Annotated in this window: 16 protein-coding genes; 9 read left to right on the top strand and 7 right to left on the bottom strand. The window is 73.0% G+C overall.

What is annotated here, in order from left to right; translation table 11 throughout:
- Positions 1-91 precede the first annotated feature (91 nt).
- From DB32_RS47170 to DB32_RS44485, 3 genes are all read left to right on the top strand, one after another.
- Positions 92-1,381 carry a YXWGXW repeat-containing protein gene (locus tag DB32_RS47170; RefSeq protein ID WP_157069449.1) on the top strand — a complete coding sequence of 430 codons (1,290 nt, stop codon included), beginning with the start codon at positions 92-94 and terminating at the stop codon, positions 1,379-1,381.
- Positions 1,356-1,787 (top strand): hypothetical protein, encoded by a 432-nt coding sequence (locus tag DB32_RS27305; protein ID WP_053235576.1) that lies wholly within the window; start codon positions 1,356-1,358, stop codon positions 1,785-1,787. Before DB32_RS47170 ends, DB32_RS27305 begins: the two co-directional genes overlap by 26 nt.
- Positions 1,788-1,855: 68 nt before the next feature.
- Positions 1,856-2,641, top strand: coding sequence for a Kazal-type serine protease inhibitor family protein (locus DB32_RS44485; RefSeq protein ID WP_075097644.1), 786 nt, complete (start codon positions 1,856-1,858; stop codon positions 2,639-2,641).
- A 373-nt stretch (positions 2,642-3,014) separates the two neighbouring features.
- Here DB32_RS44485 and DB32_RS27295 read toward each other — a convergent pair whose 3' ends face one another.
- Positions 3,015-4,064, bottom strand: a complete 1,050-nt coding sequence (locus DB32_RS27295; protein WP_157069448.1) for a beta propeller repeat protein — start codon at positions 4,062-4,064, stop codon at positions 3,015-3,017.
- 586 nt (positions 4,065-4,650) lie between these two features.
- Positions 4,651-5,898 carry a serine/threonine-protein kinase gene (locus DB32_RS27290; protein ID WP_053235574.1) on the bottom strand — a complete coding sequence of 416 codons (1,248 nt, stop codon included), beginning with the start codon at positions 5,896-5,898 and terminating at the stop codon, positions 4,651-4,653.
- Between the two features lie 91 nt (positions 5,899-5,989).
- On the opposite strand from DB32_RS27290, the gene DB32_RS27285 reads away from it, so the two are divergent.
- The 3 genes from DB32_RS27285 to DB32_RS27275 all read left to right on the top strand — a co-directional run bounded on the left by DB32_RS27285 (position 5,990) and on the right by DB32_RS27275 (position 7,997).
- Complete coding sequence (locus tag DB32_RS27285; RefSeq protein ID WP_075097643.1) at positions 5,990-6,844, top strand: tetratricopeptide repeat protein; 855 nt, start codon at positions 5,990-5,992, stop codon at positions 6,842-6,844.
- A 61-nt stretch (positions 6,845-6,905) separates the two neighbouring features.
- Positions 6,906-7,226 carry a hypothetical protein gene (locus DB32_RS27280; RefSeq protein ID WP_053235572.1) on the top strand — a complete coding sequence of 107 codons (321 nt, stop codon included), beginning with the start codon at positions 6,906-6,908 and terminating at the stop codon, positions 7,224-7,226.
- 57 nt (positions 7,227-7,283) lie between these two features.
- Positions 7,284-7,997: a hypothetical protein gene (locus DB32_RS27275; RefSeq protein ID WP_157069447.1), complete on the top strand. Its 714-nt coding sequence runs from the start codon at positions 7,284-7,286 to the stop codon at positions 7,995-7,997.
- On the opposite strand, the gene DB32_RS47160 is transcribed toward DB32_RS27275, so the two are convergent.
- On the bottom strand, positions 7,998-9,461 hold the full coding sequence (locus DB32_RS47160) for a hypothetical protein (RefSeq protein WP_053235570.1): 1,464 nt from the start codon (positions 9,459-9,461) through the stop codon (positions 7,998-8,000). It lies immediately after the preceding gene.
- Complete coding sequence (pgi, locus tag DB32_RS27265) at positions 9,458-11,134, bottom strand: glucose-6-phosphate isomerase (RefSeq protein WP_053238974.1); 1,677 nt, start codon at positions 11,132-11,134, stop codon at positions 9,458-9,460. The genes DB32_RS47160 and pgi overlap by 4 nt, the downstream gene beginning before the upstream one ends.
- Before the next feature lie 174 nt (positions 11,135-11,308).
- On the opposite strand from pgi, the gene DB32_RS47155 reads away from it, so the two are divergent.
- Complete coding sequence (locus DB32_RS47155; RefSeq protein WP_169791573.1) at positions 11,309-12,268, top strand: DMT family transporter; 960 nt, start codon at positions 11,309-11,311, stop codon at positions 12,266-12,268.
- On the opposite strand, the gene DB32_RS27255 is transcribed toward DB32_RS47155, so the two are convergent.
- Together DB32_RS27255 and DB32_RS27250 are read right to left on the bottom strand one after the other, a co-directional pair.
- Positions 12,204-12,692: a DUF421 domain-containing protein gene (locus DB32_RS27255; protein WP_053235568.1), complete on the bottom strand. Its 489-nt coding sequence runs from the start codon at positions 12,690-12,692 to the stop codon at positions 12,204-12,206. The two genes, DB32_RS47155 and DB32_RS27255, sit on opposite strands and share 65 nt — an antisense overlap.
- A 13-nt stretch (positions 12,693-12,705) precedes the next feature.
- Positions 12,706-13,215, bottom strand: coding sequence for a hypothetical protein (locus tag DB32_RS27250; RefSeq protein ID WP_053235567.1), 510 nt, complete (start codon positions 13,213-13,215; stop codon positions 12,706-12,708).
- A 606-nt stretch (positions 13,216-13,821) separates the two neighbouring features.
- On the opposite strand from DB32_RS27250, the gene ltrA reads away from it, so the two are divergent.
- Positions 13,822-15,273, top strand: a complete 1,452-nt coding sequence (gene ltrA, locus DB32_RS27245) for a group II intron reverse transcriptase/maturase (RefSeq protein WP_205627084.1) — start codon at positions 13,822-13,824, stop codon at positions 15,271-15,273.
- A 114-nt stretch (positions 15,274-15,387) separates the two neighbouring features.
- Positions 15,388-15,885: a hypothetical protein gene (locus DB32_RS27240; RefSeq protein WP_053235566.1), complete on the top strand. Its 498-nt coding sequence runs from the start codon at positions 15,388-15,390 to the stop codon at positions 15,883-15,885.
- On the opposite strand, the gene DB32_RS27235 is transcribed toward DB32_RS27240, so the two are convergent.
- A complete protein-coding gene (locus DB32_RS27235) occupies positions 15,886-17,442 on the bottom strand; it encodes a DUF4215 domain-containing protein (RefSeq protein WP_083457823.1) in 1,557 nt (518 codons plus the stop codon). It lies immediately after the preceding gene.
- Positions 17,443-17,472: the final 30 nt, after the last annotated feature.

Here is a 17,472-nt window from a genome sequence, read left to right as displayed (position 1 = left end):
AGGGTGACCGCGCGTCGATGAACGCGTGCACCGGACGGCGGGAGCGGCGAGAATCCGCCCGGACGTCTGGATGGCTCACCCCGGAGGACCCGTGAGACGACTCGTTCCTCTCCTGCTCGTGGCGCTCTCGATCGCCGGTGCCGGCTGCGGTGGCGCGACCGTGCGCGCGCGCGGCTCGGCGACGATCGTGGCGAGCGCGCCGCCGCCCCGCCCCGCCGTCGTCGTGACGCCGCCCGCCCCGCCGATGCAGGGCGCGATCTGGGTCGAGGCGCACTGGGAGTGGCAGGCGAACACGTACGTGTGGGTCGACGGCTACTGGCTCGAGCCGCAGCCCGACTGCGCGTACATCCAGCCGCACTGGGAGCGCCGGGGCGCCGGGTGGGTGTACGACCCGGGCGGGTGCCGCCGCCGCGACGGGCAGGTCGTGGTGACGCCGCCGCCGGGGCACCGCGGGACCGTGGTGGTCACGCCGCCGCCGCGGGCGGGCGGAGCGGTCGTGGTGACGCCGCCTCCGCAGTCGTCGGGCGGGACGGTCGTGGTCACGCCTCCGCCGCGCGCGGGTGGGACGGTGACGGTGACGCCGCCTCCGCAGTCGTCGGGCGGGACGGTGGTGGTGACGCCGCCTCCGCCGCGCGGCGGGACGGTGACGGTGACGCCGCCTCCGCAGTCGTCGGGCGGGACCGTGACGGTGACGCCGCCGCCGCGCGGTGGGACGGTGACGGTGACGCCGCCTCCGCAGTCGTCGGGCGGCACCGTGGTGGTCACGCCTCCGCCGCGCGGCGGGACGGTGACGGTGACGCCGCCTCCGCAGTCGTCGGGCGGGACCGTGACGGTGACGCCGCCGCGCGAGACCACCCCGCCGCCGCGCGGTGGCACCGTGGTGGTCACGCCGCCTCGTGAGACGACGCCTCCGCCGCGCGGTGGCGTCACCGTGACGACCCCTCCGCCGCGCCAGGACCCGCCGCGCGCGACGGTGACCGCGCCGCCGCCGCGCCAGGAGGCCGAGGTGCCGGTCGCGCCGCCGCCGCGCGCGACGGTGACCGCGCCGCCGCCGCGCCAGGAGGCCGAGGTGCCGGTCGCGCCGCCGCCGCGCGCGACGGTGACCGCGCCGCCGCCGCGTCAGGTCGAAGCGCCCGAGGCGCCCCGCGGTGGTGGCCGCGGCGCGACGGTGACCACGCCCCCGCCCCGCACCGGCGGCGGCGCGACCGTCGTGCTCCCCGATCCGCCGCAGCGCGAGGCGCCGCCGCCGCGTATCGAGGCGCCCGATCCCGAGGTGCGCCCGGGCGGTCCCGACCCCCGCACGCGCGTGCGTCCCCGCCGAGAGCCGGAGCAGGTGCAGCCGCCCCTGCCGCGCGATGCGGTCCGCGCCGCCCCGCGCTGACCGTCGCGGGTGGGCGCTCGCGCTGGTCGTGGTGTGGAGCGCCTGTGGCTCGGGCGAGAGCGCGCCTCCGGCTCCGGAGAGCGCGCCCGCCGAGCCGGCGCCTCCACCCTCGGTCGCCGAGAGCGCTCCCGCCCCGACGCCGCCCGCGACCGACGAGGCCGCGGAGGCGACGGGCGACGCGCGCGCGCCTGCCGACGCCTGCGCTCGCGCGCAGTCGTGCTGTCCGGCGTACGTCGCGGCGCTGCCTGCGTCGGGACGCGGCGAGGCGGGCGAGGCGTGTGTCTCGCTCGCGCTCGCCGTGGAGCTCGAAGGACAGGCGCGCGACGAGGCCTGTCAGGGTGCGCTCGAGGGCTTCCGCTCGTCGCTCCGGGCGACGGGCCTCGACGTGCCCGAAGCCTGTCGCTGAACGTTCGTGAGCCGAGGCGCACGCCCGCGGGCACTTGGTGCGCGTTCCGGAAACCACATCGAGGTGTCATGCGTTCGAACCGAGCTCTGGGTGTCTTCTTCGTGCTCGCGGGTGTGCTCGCGGCGTGTGGCGGTGGGAACGGCGGGACGTCGGGCGGTGGCGCCGGCGGCGGTCAGCACGCCGGCGGTGACTCGTGCGACGAGAGCGCCTGCGGGCCGCGCCCGCAGATGCCGAACAGCCCCTGCGCGGACGGCGTGACGGTCGCCGGGCCGGCGTGCGCGCGCGACGCGAACGGGCGCTGTGCCTGGATCGTCCGGGAGTGCCCGCCGGGCGAGCCGACGGGCGGCGGCGGGGGCGCGGCGGGCGGCGGCGCGATGTGCGGCGGGATCGCGGGCGTGCAGTGTCCGACGGGCCAGTTCTGCAACTTCGGCAGCCACTGCGGCGCCGGCGACCAGAGCGGGACGTGCCAGGCGCAGCCCGAGGTGTGCGCCGAGATCTACCAGCCGGTGTGCGGCTGCGACGGGCGCACGTACGGCAACGAGTGCGACGCGAACCGCGCGGGCGTGAGCGTCGCGTCGCAGGGTGAGTGCACCGCGGCGGGCGGTGGCGGCGCAGCCGGCGGAGAGCGCGCCTGCGGCAGCCGCGGCATGGCGCCCTGCGGGGCGGACGAGTTCTGCGACTGGGCGGCGTCGGCGCAGTGCGGAGCGACCGACGTGCCGGGTGTGTGCCGGCCGCGCCCCCAGATGTGCACCCGTGAATTCGCGCCCGTGTGCGGCTGCGACGGGCAGACGCATCCCACGCGCTGCGTCGCGAACTCGCAGGGCGTCTCGGTCGCCCACGACGGCCCCTGCTGAGCCCGCAGGGCACGGCGCGACGCCGCGCGCGGGCATCGTCGAGCCCGGAGGGCACGGCGCGACGCCGCGCGCGGTGATCGTCGAGCCCGGAGGGCACGGCGCGACGCCGCGCACGGTGATCGTCGAGCCCGGAGGACACGGCGCGACGCCGCGCGCGGCGATCGTCGAGCCCGGAGGGCACGTACCGACGCGGCGCGCGGCGATCGTCGAGCCCGGAGGGCACGGCGCGACGCCGCGCGGCGCGATCGTCGAGCCCGGAGGGCACCGACCAACGCCGCGCCCAGTGTTCGTCGACCGTGAGGGGGCTCCGCGTCGCGACCGTCGGGCCCGGAGGGCACGCCGAGACGATGCGCGTATCGATCGCGCGCCCTCGTCAGGTTCCGTCGGCGATCACGTGGCGCACGATGACGCCGCCGGTGCCCACCACGTACACGTGACGACCGAGGCGCTCGATTTCTCGCGCGTGGTTGCCGCCGAGGTCGAGCTCGATCGGCGACCACGTGCCGTCCGCGCTGCGCGCCAGCGCGGTGCCGCGCTCTCCGACCGCGAGCGGGCGCCCGTCCGGGCCGTGCGCGATCGCGTCGAGCGTCGCGTCGCCGTCGTGCTCGCGCGTGCACCCGTTCGCGCCGATCCGCACGATCGTGCCCGCCTCGCCGACCGCCCACGTGCCGCCGTCGCCAGTGCGCAGGACTGCGCGCAGCGAGCGCTCGGTGTCGCAGGGCACACGCTCCGCGCCGGTCGACGTGATTCGCACCACCGTGCCTCCGTCGCCGACCGCGATCGCCTCGTCGGGCGTGCCCTCGACCGCCCAGAGATCGCCGGCGTCGCGCACCCGCGACGCGCTCAGCGACTCCACCGTCCCGCGCAGCAGCGTCCCGCCGGTGCCGACCACCAGCACGCGACCGTCGCTGCCGATCAGCACATCGCGCAGTGACGCGTCGGTCGGCGACTGCACGAGCGTCGCGCCGTCCCAGCGCACCTCGACGATCGCGCCGAGATCGCCCACCGCGAGCAGCCGCGACTCGTCGATCGCCGCGAGCGCTGCGAGCCCGGCGTCGGTGGGCGACGTGCTCTCCTCGAAGCCGTGCTCGCGCTCGCGCACGATCCGGCCCCACTCGCCGACGCCGACCAGCGCGCCGCCGATCGTCGCGACGTCGCGCAGCGGCACCGTCGGGCCCGCGGTCGCGGTGCGCACGTAGTCCTCTTCGATCGTCGCGATGCGCCCGCCCGCGCCGGCGATCCACGTCGTCTCGTCGCGCGCGCCCGACACGCCGTGCCATCCGCGATCGAACCCGCTCGGCATGCGCACGACGTTCGTGCCCGACGCGAGCAGCACCGTGCCCTCGCTGCCCACGATCGCCGCACGCCCGCGGTCGCACGTGATCGACGTGATCGACTCGCCGGTGTCGAGCGACGTGCGCACGTTCTGCCACGCGCCGGTCGCGCGACGGCGCAGCAGCGTCGCCTGGTCGCCGCCCGCGTAGAGATCGCCGCTCGCGCAGCCCCGATCGCGCGCAGCGTCACGCCGAGCCCCGAGTCCTCGGTCGCGCGCGTGCCGTCCTGGAAGCGCAGGATCGTGCCGCGCTCGCCGACGATCCACACGACGTCGCCGCGCTCGTGCGCCGCGGTGAGCGCGACCGTCGTGCCGGTGTCGAGCGTGCTGACGTCCTCGCCGCGGACGCGCAGCAGCGTGCCTGCGTCGCCCGTGATCAGCGCCTCGAGGCTCGAGATCGGAAGCACCGCGCGCAGGGTCTGATCGGTGCCGCTCGTGATCGCGCGCGGGCCCTGGGGCGTGAGGCGCACGATCGTGCCCGCATCGCCGACCGCGAGCGCGCTGTCGTCGCTCACCCACGCCACCGAGCGCAGCGAGCGCGCGGTGCCGCTGCGCCACGTCACCAGCAGCCCGTTCAGGAAGCGCGCCGCCGCGCCGTCCTGGCCGACGAGCACCACGAGCCCGGGGCCGCCGACGTCGACGTCGTACCAGGTCGGCATCGCGCGCGGGCGCGGGTTCAGCCACGTCCATCCGCCGCCGTCTCCGCCGCGCGGCGCGAGCGCGCGGGTGACCGGATCGCGCGGCGTCGGGAGCGCGATCGGATCGGGGTCGCGCGGCACCTCGGGATCGCGACCGGTGATCGCGTACGTGACGATCGCGATCGTGAGCAAGCCGAGCAGCGCGAGCCCGGCGAGCATCGGCGCGCGCGAGCTGCCTGCGACGCGGCTCGCCGCGGCGGCGTCTTCTTCCTCTTCTTCGGGGGTGGTGCGTCGTTGGGTGGCGGCCATCGCAGCGGGCGAGTGATCGCGCGACTCGAGCAGCGAGGGCGCGCGGGAGGTCGGGGGGCCGCGCCGGTGAGCGCGGGCGCGGCGTCGCTGGCGCGGAGCGGGAGGAGCGCGTCGCGGACCGATGTGATCGACGCGGGGCGATCGTTCGGCTCCTTCGCGAGCATCCGCTCGACGAGCGCGACGAGCTCGCGCGGCACGTCGGTGCGCCACTCCGCGATGCGCGGCGCGGGCTCGGTGCAGATCTTGAGGACGAGCATCGGATACGACGTGTCGTCGAACGGGTGATGCCCGGTGAGGATCCGGAAGAGGATCACGCCGACCGCGTAGACGTCGGCGCGGTGATCGACGTCGCGTTTCCCCTGCGCTTGCTCGGGCGCCATGTAGTAGGGCGTGCCGAGCGCCGTGCCGGTGCGGGTGCGCGCGTCGGCGCCGTCGATCGCGTCGCGGATCTTCGAGACGCCGAAGTCGAGCACCTTCACGAAGTCCGAGTCGCCCTCGCGCGTCGTGAGGAACACGTTCTCGGGCTTGAGATCGCGGTGCACGATGCCCTTCGCGTGCGCGGCCGCGACGCCCTCGCACACCTGCACGACGATCTTCGCGGCGCGCGCGACCGAGAGCGGCCCTTCGTCCTTCAGCACGCGCGCGAGATCGCGGCCCTCGAGCAGCTCGAGCACCATGAAGAGCGAGCCGTCGTCCATCTCGCCGAGGTCGAGCACCTCGACGATGTGCGGATGACCGATCTGCGTCGTCGCGAGCGCCTCGCGGCGGAAGCGCACGACGATGTCGGCGTCGCGCGCGAGGTGCGCGTGCAGCACCTTGATCGCGACGCGGCGCTGGAGCGCGATCTGCTCGCCCTCGTACACCGCGCCCATCCCGCCCTCGGCGATCTTGCGCAGCACGCGGTAGCGCCCGTCGAGCGTCGCGCCGATCCACGGATCCTTCGCGCTCGTCGCGGGGCGCGTCTGCCTCTCGTCCACGGCGCGAGCATACCCTCGACGCACGCGCACGAGACCCGTCTAGAATGGCCGCGCGCGTGCTCGCGTCGCAGCACGACCGGAGGATGCCTCGATGAGATCAGCGCTCGCCGCCCTCGCCGCCCTCTCGATGATCGCGCTCGCGATCGCGATGACGCCGCCGGAGCGCGTTCACGCGCAGGACTTCGAGGCGCAGTACCGCGTCGCGCTCGCGCACAAGCGCGCAGGGCGTCTGCCCGAAGCGCTCGCCGCCGCACAGGAGGTCGTGCGCATGCGCCCGCAGCACGCGGCGGCGCACTTCACGATCGGATCGATCCTGCGGCAGCAGGGCCAGTACGAGCAGGCGCTCGCGTCGTTCCGTCGCGTGATCGAGCTCGAGCCGAACGACGCCGACGGGCACGCGATGGCGGGCGCCGCGCTCGCGCGCCTCGAGCGCTGCGAGGAAGCGGTGCCGGAGCTGCGGCGCGCGGTGGAGCTGAACGCGCGCGACGCGTCGAGCTGGGGCAACCTCGGTGCGTGCCTGCGCCGCATGCGGCGCATCGAAGAGGCGATCACCGCGTACCAGAACGGGCTCCGCGAGAACCCGGGCAACCCCGATCTGCTCAACAACTACGCGGTCGCGCTGCGTCAGGTCGGGCGCGCCGGTGACGCGATCAGCGCGCTCGAGGCGGCGCTCGCGCGCGCGCCCGACGACGCGAACATCCACCTCAACCTCGCGACCGCGTACCGCTCGCAGTCGCGGTGGCCCGAGGCTGCGCGTCACTTCGAGGCGTGGTCGCGCGCCGAGCCCTCGCCGCGCGATCCCGGGCCGCTCTTCGACATGGCGTACGCGTACGAGCAGATGGGCCGTCGCGACGAGGCCGCGCGCGTGTACGAGCGGTACATCGGGATGGTGCGCGACCCCGATCAGCGGCAGACGGCGCAGGATCGTCTCGACGCACTGCGTTGATGTCCACGACCGGGGGGACGTGAATCTCTTCGGCGAGTCGTGATACGAACCATGGCGACGCATGAGCCTCTTGCGACGCCTGTTCGGTGGCTTCGGCGAGCGCCCACCCGCGCCGCCGCTCCTGCTGCGGGTGCGCGCGGGCTCGGGCGCGATCCCCGAGCAGGTCGAGCTGGTGATCACGTGGGCGTCGGGGCGCCGTGATCAGCGCTCGGTGGTCGCGGCGCAGGGGCTCTGCATCGTGCCGTGGCGCGTGGGCGAGGGCGCGGTGCAGATCGCGGTGCGCGCGCTCGGCGGCCGCGCGTCGCTGCGCGTGAGCGTGCGCGAGAACGCGAGCGGGTCGGTGCACGAGGTGCGTCTCGCCGACGAGCTCGCGGCCGAGTAGCCGCGACTCGGGTCCCCACGATTGCACCGGGGCATCGCTGCGACGATGCTCCGCGACATGGCCCTCGACGCGATCGCTCTCCTCCGTCTCTCTGCTTCGGACCTCCCCGAAGGCGCCGTGGTGCGCACGCTCTCGGACGGCGTGCTGGTGCGCACGCGCGCGAGCTTCGCGTCCGAGCCCGACGAGCTCGCGCACGCGCTCCGTCGCGCCGTCGGGGACGCGCTCGATCGTCATCGCGACGAGCGCGGCGTGCTGATCCTGCCCGACGTCGCGCGACCGAGCGGCAAGACGTACGAGTCGGTGGTCGACGAGATCGGGGAGGGCGGGACGTGGATCTCGCTCGACGAGGACGAGGAGGGCGCGTTCGAGGGCGGTGACCTGCTCGCGACGATGATGAACGCGATGTCGAGCCCCGAGATGCAGAGCGCGATCGCGCGCGCTCGCGACGCGATGGCGGGCGCGGGCGGCGCGGACCCGCAGCGCATGATGGAGCTCGCGCGCTCGATGTCGGCGGGCATGTCGCCGAGCGTCGACGCGGACACCGAGGCCGAGATGAAGCGGATGGTCGAGCAGCACGGCGCGGGCGAGATGCCGGTCGATCTCGGCGCGCTGATGAGCGACCCCGCGTTCCAGCGGATGGTCGACGACGTGCGCACGCAGCTGCTCTCCGATCCGACGAAGCTCGCGCAGCTGCAGGAGATGTTCGGCGCGCTCGACGGCGAGGACGACGACGAGGACGAAGGCGAGGGCGGCGACGAGAAGCCGTCCTGATCAACGCTGCGCGAGCAGCGTGCGCGCGCGGTGCAGCCACGCCGAGAGCCGCTGCGCCGCGGGGATCGAGGAGAGCATCAGCTCGAAGCGGAGACCGCTCTCGTTGCGCTCGACGTGGACGAGCGCGGCCTCGAGCGCACCCGCGAGCGCCACGCCGAGCGCGTGATCCCGCTCGGCGTGCGCCTTCGCGTCGCCCGACACGCGCTCGCGGACCCAGCGCGCGAGGCGCTCGACGCTGCCGTCGCGCGCGGGCTCGGTGATCCCGTCCTCGAGCGCGACGAGCGTGAGGCGGAAGCTTTCGCCGTCGGGTCGCAGCTCGACGTGCTGCCCCTCGCTCTCGAGCCGCAGCGCCGCGCCGGTCGGCACCGCGACGCGCACGGCGCGCGCATCGCGGTAGCCCGCGGTGCCGAGCATGCGCTCGAGCTCGTCGAAGCAGCGCACGGTCTGCTCCTCGGCGCGTCGCACGCGCAGCGTGGGCGGGGCCGGCTCGCGCACCTCGCGCACCGAGGGGTCGCGCAGCTCGCGCGTGACGCGCAGCACGCTCGTGTCGCCGTCGGCGAAGACCTGCGCGAGCGAGAGCCCCTTCTCCTGGTACCCGACCGCGAAGGGGCCGCGCACCTTCGTGATCTCGAGCACGCGCTTCGCGCTCCCGACGGCGACGACGATCGCGCGATCGGTGCTCGCGTCGCGCGCGACCACGTGGAAGTCGTCCTCGATCCACGTGACGCGCACGTCGGCGTATCGCGCGCCGGTCTCGCGCAGCACGACGTGACGTCGCTCGACGAGCTTCCCCGCGCGATCGAGCACGGCAGCCTCGACGAGCTCGCCGTCGTCGTAGACCAGCGCGAACGCGACGCGCGCTCCTGCGCCGTGCGCGTCGAGCGCGGTGACGTCGCCCGGGAGATCGTGGCGCACCAGGGACGCGCGCCCGCGCGTTGCGTCGGCGACGATCAGCCTTCGCTCGCTCGCGTAGGCTGCGACGAGCAGCGGCGCTTCTCCGGCGCGCGCCGCGGCGAGGCGCACGCGTCCGTGCTGCACGATCAGCGGCTCGGGCGCGCGCGCGAGCGTTCCGTCGGCCTTCACCACGAGCACGCGCACGCTCTCGCCGTCCTCGGTGAGCACGTGGGTCTCGCCGCGCGAGGGCGCGATCGCGACGCTGCGCGCGCCCGCGGCCACGCGCTCGGGCGCGCGCACGAGCCCGCGCCCGTCGTCGCCGATGATGGCGAGCCACGCGCCGTCGTCCTGGCACCACACGCACGCGATGCCCTCGTCGACGTGGAACAGGCGCGGCGCGTCGCTGCGGGTGCGATCGCTCGTGCCGAGCGGGATCGGCGGGCGCGCGTACTCGGGCGCGAAGCGCTGGACGATCGACGCGGCCGCGCCCCACGGCGCGCTCCACGCGAGCGCATAGCCGCGCTGCGCGTGGAGCAGCTCGACGGGGAGGGGCGCGAGGTCGTCGCTCACCGGATCACGCTGCGCGCCTCGGCGACGAGCGCCGCCGTCGACGCATCGTGCGGCTGGGACGGGCCGCCGCGCAGCTCACCCTCGATCGTCTTCGCGAGCTGCTTGCCGAGCTCGACGCCCCACTGATCGAAGCTGTTCACGTTCCAGATGACGCCCTGCACGAAGATGCGGTGCTCGTAGATCGCGAGCAGCGCGCCGAGCGTGCGCGGGTCGAGGCGTCGGAACGTCATCGTCGTGCTCGGGCGGTTGCCCTCGAACACCTTGTGCGGCGCGAGGCGATCGATCGCGTCCTTCGAGAGGCCCTGCGCCTCGAGCTCGCGCGTCACGGCCTCGAGCGACTTGCCGACCATCAGCGCCTCGGCCTGCGCGATCATGTTCGCGAGCAGCAGCGTGTGCTGATCGCGCAGCATCGACGCGAGCGGCTCGGGCGTGCCGGGGCGCGGCCACTCGGGCTCGAGCGGCGCGAGGAAGTCGACCGGAACGAGGCGCGTGCCCTGGTGCAGCAGCTGGTAGAACGCGTGCTGTCCGTTGGTGCCCGGCTCGCCCCAGACGATCGGTCCGGTGGTGTAGCCCTCGATGCGCTTCGACTGGCGATCGACCGACTTGCCGTTGCTCTCCATGTCGCCCTGCTGGAGCCACGCGGGCATGCGATGGAGCGCCTGCGAGTAGGGCAGCACCGCGAACGTCTCGGCGTCGAAGAACGCCGCGTACCAGACGCCGAGCATCGCGAGCACGACCGGCACGTTCCGCTCGAGCGGCGCGGTGCGGAAGTGCTCGTCGATGCCGTGCGCGCCCGCGAGCAGCGCCTCGAAGTGCTCGAACCCGATCGCGAGCGCGATCGGCATGCCGATCGCGCTCCACAAGCTGTAGCGCCCGCCAACCCAGTCCCAGAAGCCGAAGGTGCGCTCGCGCGCGATGCCGAACTCGCCGACCTTCGCGTGGTTCGTCGACACCGCGACGAAGTGCGAGCGCACCGCGACCTCGCCGAGCGCGCTCACGAGCCACGCGCGCGCCGCCTTCGCGTTCGCGATCGTCTCCTGCGTCGTGAACGTCTTGCTCGCGACGACGAAGAGCGTCGTCTCGGGGCGCAGATCGTGGAGCGTGCGCGCGAGGTGCGCGGGGTCGACGTTCGACACGAAGTGCGGCCGGATCGGCCCGCCGATCCAGTACGGGCTCAGCGCTTCGCACACCATCAGCGGACCGAGATCGCTGCCGCCGATGCCGATGTTCACGACGTCGGTGATGCGATCGCCCTTCGCGCCGCGCAGCGCGCCGCTCCGGACCTCGTCGGCGAACGCGCGCATGCGATCGAGCACCTCGCGCACGTCGGGCATCACGTCCTCGCCGTCGACGACGATCGGCCGCGCCGAGCGATTGCGCAGCGCCACGTGGAGCACCGCGCGTCCCTCGGTGTCGTTGATCGGCTCGCCTGCGAACATGCGATCGCGCATCGCGGGCACGCCGCACTGCTCCGCGAGCGTCGTGAGCAGGCGCAGCGTCTCGTCGGTCGCGCGGTGCTTCGAGAGGTCGACGCGCAGGTCGTCGTGGTGCAGCACCAAACGCTGGGCGCGCGCGGGATCCTTCGCGAAGAGCTCGCGCAGCTGGACGCCGCGGATCGCGTCGGCGTGCTTCGAGAGCTCGTTCCAGGCGGCGGTGTCGGTCGGTCTCGGCATGTCGAGTCCGCGCATATCGCAACGGGCACCGAGCACGCAACCCGTGGCCCTCTGCAGGAGCGCTCGTCCCGGCGGACCCCGACGGGACCGCGCAACGCGCGGACGCGAGGGACGCCGGGCGAGCCGATCGTTGGCCCTCGACCTCCGCGGCGCCGCGGCCCAGGCTGCGCGCGCTTGGCTGTCGCATCCACCTCGGGCGAGCCGTCGCGCGCCCTCGTGCACGCCGCGCTGGTCGGCGTGCAGATCGCGTTCGCGTCGCTCTCGGTCGCCGGCAAGGTCGTCGTGCGCACGCTCGACCCGAGCGCGCTCGCGCTGATCCGTCTCGCGGGCGGAGCGCTGGTGTTCGGCGTGCTCGCGCTCGCGCGCCGCGAGCGCGATGCCGCGCCGGTCCCGCTGCGCGACGTGCTCGCGATCGCGGGCTGCGCGTCGCTCGGGATCTTCGGCAACCAGGTGCTCTTCCTCCACGGCCTGCGCCTCACCAGCGCCGTCAACGCGACCGTGCTCGTCGCCACGATCCCGATCTTCACGGTGCTGGTCGCGATCCTCCTGCGCCGCGAGGCGGCGCGCGCGAACGCGCTGCTCGGCGTGCTCGTCGCGTTCGCCGGCGTGGTCTGGCTCGTCGGTGGGCCGCGCATCGACGCGGACGGCGCGCTCGGCGATCTGCTCGTCGTCGGCAACTCGATCGGGTACGCGTTCTACCTCGTGCTGGTGCGCGATCTCGCGCGGCGACACGGATCGATCCGCGTCGTCGCGATCGGGTTCGCCGCGGGCGCGCTGCTCGCGTTGCCGCTCGGCGTGCCCGCGCTCGTCGCGCAGGCACCCTCGATTGCCGTGGAGACGTGGTGGCTCGTCCTCTACGTCGTCCTCGTGCCGACGGTCTTCACGTACCTCGCGAACGCGTGGGCGCTGCGCTTCGCGAGCTCGTCGGTCGTCGCGATCTACGTCTACGTCCAGCCGCTCTTCGCGGCGTGGCTCGCGTGGACGTTCCTCGACGAGAGCCCGAGCCCGCGCGTGCTCGTCACCGGCCTCGCGGTGTTCGCGGGCATCTGGCTCGTCACGCGCCCCGCGCTCACGTCAGCACTTCGTCCCGCAGCGTCGGGCGCGACCCCGCCGGCGTCCGATCCCGCGCGATGATCGCGATGCGCCCGTCGCCCTCGAGGATGGCCCAGCGCACGTCCTCGAGGCGCGAGATGCCGGCCTTGTGCATCTCGCCGAAGAGATCCTCGACCGAGACGCGCTCCACGTTCATCGCGTCCTCGACGATCTTGCCTTCGGACACGAGCACCGTGGGTTGGCTCTCGAGCACCTTCGCCGCGCGCGGGAACCGATGCGTGATGACGCTGGTCGCGAACACGAGCAGGAAGAGCGTCATCACGCCGATCGCCGCGTTCGTGAGCGAGTGATCGCCGTCGTGCATCGCCTCGGAGACGATCTCGGGGACGATCATGAGCGTGACGAGCTCGAACGGCGTGAGGCTGCCGAGCTCGCGCTTGCCCATCACGCGGAACGCGAAGAAGAGCACCACGTAGACGATCGCGACGCGAAACACGGTGTCCACAGCGCCTCTCCTCTCACGGGAACACGAACGTGGAGAGCTCGATGCGCGTCTCCTCGCCGCTCTCGTCGCGCACGCGCAGCACGCCCGCGTGAGGGCCGGCGCCGTCCGCCTGGAGCTCGAGCACCACGCGCGCGCGCTCGCCGGGCTCGATCGGTCCGACGTCGGACGCCCACGCGCGTCGCGGCGCGGGCGTCATCTCGACGGCGATCGCCTCGCGCACGTACTCGGGCGAGATCGCGACCTCCGCGCGCGTCGCGCGGTCCCCCCGATTCACGAGATCGATCTGCACCATCGCGTAGCGGTTCTGGCGAACGCGCTGCGGGATCTCCGCGTGCACCTCGAGCGGGCCGACGCGTCGCGTCACGTGCTCCTCGTGCGCGTCGAAGAGGCCTCCGAGCGCGAGCGCCGGCGGCAGCGTGAAGAGCAAGAGGCCGAGCCACTGCGCGCGCGGAAGGTGCAACCGCGGGCGCAGCTTCGGCGGGGACGGCGGATGGTCCGCGCGATCCAAGGACGTCGTCGTCACACGTCTGCGTTCAGCAAAGCGTGCGCCCACGACGCAGCGGCGCGAGCGTCGCGATCTCGTGGCGACCGGTCGCAGCCGGGGCGGAGTGCCGCGACAGCCGCGTACCATCACGAGATGGTGCGTCGTGACGCAGACGAAGGTCGAGCCGTAGGGCCGACGTCTGCGCGCTGCGTTTCTCCTGCGGGTGAGAGTCCCGCCTCGGTAGGCACCGGAGCGCCGAGTAGCAGGCCCCGGGCGTCGGGAGAGATCCCGTCGTCCCGAGCGGGGCGTCGAAAGCCTGTCAGGCAGCGAGAGCTGTGCAGCGGGGAGCAAGATCGCGGGCCGCAACATGAAGTGAAGCCTGCAGCCTCGTCAGATGAACAATCCGAGAGCCGAGCCGCTCATTTCACGGCGAAGGCCACGCTCGAAGCGTCTGTTCCGGAGCGCGCATCGAGTCTCGGCGGGGTATGGGGCGCAGCACGCGATCACGGAGAAGCGCGGAACACGAGAGGCCCGTCTGCGCAGCCCTCGTCGGGGCGAAGCGCGCCGTATAAGCCGAAGGCGAAATCGGCCGCCGCGCAGCGGGAGTCCGAGGGGATCGTAGTACCGCACGGCATCGCGTCGGCGATGTCGACGAACGTCGTGCAGAACAACGCGACGGGAGGGAAGGGTCCCTGGGGCAGTCACGTCGAGGAAGCAGGTAAGCGCGAGGGAATGGCCGGCAGGACCGGACCTAACGACCCCGGCGGCCGTAGGCCGCGCGAAGAAGTGCGACAACTGCAGAGGCGACTGTGGGTCGCGGCCAAGCGAGCACCTGGAAGACGTTTTCACGCTCTTTATGACCACATCTGGAGGAGTGACGTCCTTCGGGAAGCGTGGAAGCGAGTCGAGGCGAACAAGGGCGCGGCGGGCGTCGATGGCCAGACGATCGCCGAGGTGAAGCAGTACGGAGTCGAGCGCTTCCTCGAAGAGCTCGGCGACGCACTGCGGAGCAAGACGTACCGGCCCGAGGTGGTGCTGCGCCGGTACATCCCGAAGGCAGATGGAAGGAAGCGGCCGCTGGGGATTCCGACGGTCCGGGATCGAGCGGTCCAGATGGCGGCGAAGCTGGTGCTGGAGCCGATCTTCGAGGCGGACTTTCTTCCGTGCTCGTGGGGCTTCCGGCCGAAGCGGGGCGCGCTGGGTGCGCTGGAGACGCTGAGGAAGCTCGGCGCGAAGGGGCATCACCACGTGCTCGACGCCGACATCCGCGACTACTTCGGGAGCATCGATCACGACAAGCTGATGAAGCTGGTCGCTCGACGCATCTCGGATCGGCGGATGCTCAAGCTGGTGCGGCAGTGGCTCGAAGCGGGCGTGATGGACGAGGGCGTCGTGACTCGCAACATCGCGGGAACGCCGCAGGGCGGAGTCATCTCTCCGCTGCTCTCGAACATCTACCTGCACGTGCTCGACGTGACGTGGATGCGCAGGAGCGCCCCGCCCGGGACGCTGGTGCGCTACGCGGATGACTTCGTCGTGATGTGCAAGACGAAGCGCGAGTGCGAAGAGGCAGAGAGGCGCATTCGAGTCATCCTCGGGCGCCTCGGTCTCGAGCTGCATCCGGACAAGACGAGGCGAGTCGAGCTCTACGATGGCAAGCAGGGCTTCGATTTTCTCGGACATCACCTGCACAAACGCATGAGCGGAGCGCTGTGGGAGAGGAAAGGCAAACGCCTGTACTTCCTGCATCGCTGGCCGTCCGCGCGTGCGATGAAGCGGGTGAGACAGCGCGTGAAGGAGCTGACCCCGAGGAGGCGGTGCCACGCGGATCTCCGCGAGGTGATCGCCGATCTCAACCCCGTGCTGCGGGGCTGGGGCAACTACTTCCGCACCGGAAATGCCGCCAAGAAATTCAACCAACTCGACAGCTACGTCTGGCGTCGGCTGCGGGACCTGCGCGTGGAGCGCAAGGGCCGGCATCTGAAGCCGGGGGAGTCGAGCAGGTGGACGCGCGAGTACTTCTGGAGCCTCGGACTTCATCGCCTGCGAGGGACCGTGCAGTACCCCGAGCGAGCCTTCTTCCAGGAGGTCGCGTAATGCAGCGACTCGAGAGACTGCCCGTAAGCCGTGTGCGGGAAATCCGCACGCACGGTTTGAACGGGGGTCTTGACCAACCGCCGGCGCAGGCCGGTAGCAGGTAAGGATCTACCAATGACGTCGACGCCCACCGGTCGCGGCCCGTTCGCGCACTCCGCCACGCGCGCGTTCTGGATGCCGTGGGCGCCCGCGCTCGGCGTCGCGGGCGGGCTGCTGCAAGCGCTGCCGATCCGCGCCGGGTTCGACTGCTGCTGCATGCCGTGGGCGGCGATCGCCGGCGCGATCGCGACGTTCGCGATCGTTCAGAAGGCGAGCGCTCGCATGGAGCCCGCGGAGGGCGCGCTCGTCGGGCTGATCACCGGCTCGGTCGCGGGCCTCGTCGGCGGCGTGGTCGCCGCGCTGCGCGAGATGCTCTTCGCGAGCGGCGGTCTGATCGCGCCGCTCCTCTCGAACGACGTCGAGCTCACGAGCTCCGACGTGCTGCGCTTCGTGTGGGCGGGCGCGGCGACGTTCTTCGCGTACCTCGCGCTCTCGCCCGCGCTCGGCGCGATCGGTGGTGCGGTGGGCGCGGCGATCGCGAAGCCGTCGCCGAGCCCACCGCCTCCCGCGTGATCAGATCGGTCCGGTGAACTCGCAGTCGTTGCCGCACTCGTCGTCGTCGACTTCGTTGCCGTCGTCGCACTGCTCGCCGCGCGTGAGGATCCCGTCGCCGCACACCTCCTGGCAGCTCGACTGGATGCGATCGAACCCGTTCAGATCGAGGCGGAAGTTCGAGCCGCAGCCGCGCCGCTCCGCGTGGAAGAGCGCGACCTCGTAGATGCGTCCGACCTCGAGCCCGAGGTTGCGAGACGGCTGCACGCAGCTCCCGGTGCACGACGCGGTGCCGTCCGCGTTGAGCGTGATGGTTCCCGTGAGCTCGCCGTGGATGCCCCCGAGGTCGAGCGCGAGCTGGCCTCCGACGAACACCCAGACGTCGTCGTCGCCGCTGAACGTGAGCTGCTCGCCGCCCTCGAAGACGAACCAGTAGCGGACCTCGGAGGTGAACCCGAAGTTGTGCGCCGGCGTGCAGTCCTCGCGCTCGACGAGCGCCTCGACCCAGCCCTGCCCGTCGAGCGGGAAGAAGCCGCCGCCCGCCGGCGAGTACGTGTACGTACCGCTCGCGCCGCGCGTGAGCGTCAGCGACGAGACCACCTCTCGCGCGAGAGGGCCCCCGCGGTACCACTGGTTCCACTCCAGCTCGCTGTGGGTCTGCCAGTTGCCGGCCGCGTCGCCGCGGCACGTCCCCGCTGTCGCGCCGATCTCGCAGATGCCCGTGTAGACCGGATCGCCGTTCGCATCGAGCATCGCCTCGACCATCCCCGGCGAGACGCCCTGCGAGCCCACGGTGTGGTTGAAGTCGCGGTGCGCGGTGCCCGCCGCGGTCGGGACCATCACGAAGTCGCGGAACACCGTCGGGACCTCGAGCGACACCGGCGGGAACTCGTCGGGCTCGGCGGTGCAGCCCCAGCCCTCTTCGATGGCGCACGTCGGCGAGCATCCGTCGCCCGCCGCGACGTTCCCGTCGTCGCACGGCTCGTCGGGGAACTTCATCCCGTCGCCGCACACCGACGCGCACGCGCCGACCGCGCACTGCGGCACCACCACGCACTCCGAGCAACCATCGAACGGGAACTCGTTGCCGTCGTCGCAGTCCTCGCTGCCCTCGGCCGTTCCGTCGCCGCACTCCGTGCGACGGCACCCGCTCGCCTCGCAGACCCAGCCGTCCTCGACCTTGCAGGTCTCCGAGCAGCCGTCGCCCGGAGCGGCGTTGTCGTCGTCGCACTCCTCGCCGAGCGCGCCCACGCCCGCGACGATTCCGTCGCCGCACTCGCGCGCGACGCAGGGCAGACCCGCGCCCGGGCAGCGCCATCCGTCCTCGAGCATGCAGGTCGCGTTGCAGCCGTCGCCGGGCGTGAGGTTCCCGTCGTCACATTGCTCGAGACCTTCGACGAAACGCCCGTTCCCGCATGCATCGTCGATGCGGGCGTCGACTGGGCCGCCGTCGAGCGCGGTGTTCGCGTCGGGCGAGCCGCCGCCGCCCGCGTCGGTCGCGTCCCTGGGCTCACGCTCGGTGCAGGCGAAGAGCGAGAGCGAGCCGACGATCAAGACAAGACGAGAGAGCCGCTGCATGAGCCACCTCTAGGCGGCCGATGCTAGCGA

Source organism: Sandaracinus amylolyticus, from assembly GCF_000737325.1.
Classification (GTDB): domain Bacteria; phylum Myxococcota_A; class Polyangia; order Polyangiales; family Sandaracinaceae; genus Sandaracinus; species Sandaracinus amylolyticus.
This window is presented reverse-complemented; position numbering and strand designations above follow the sequence as displayed.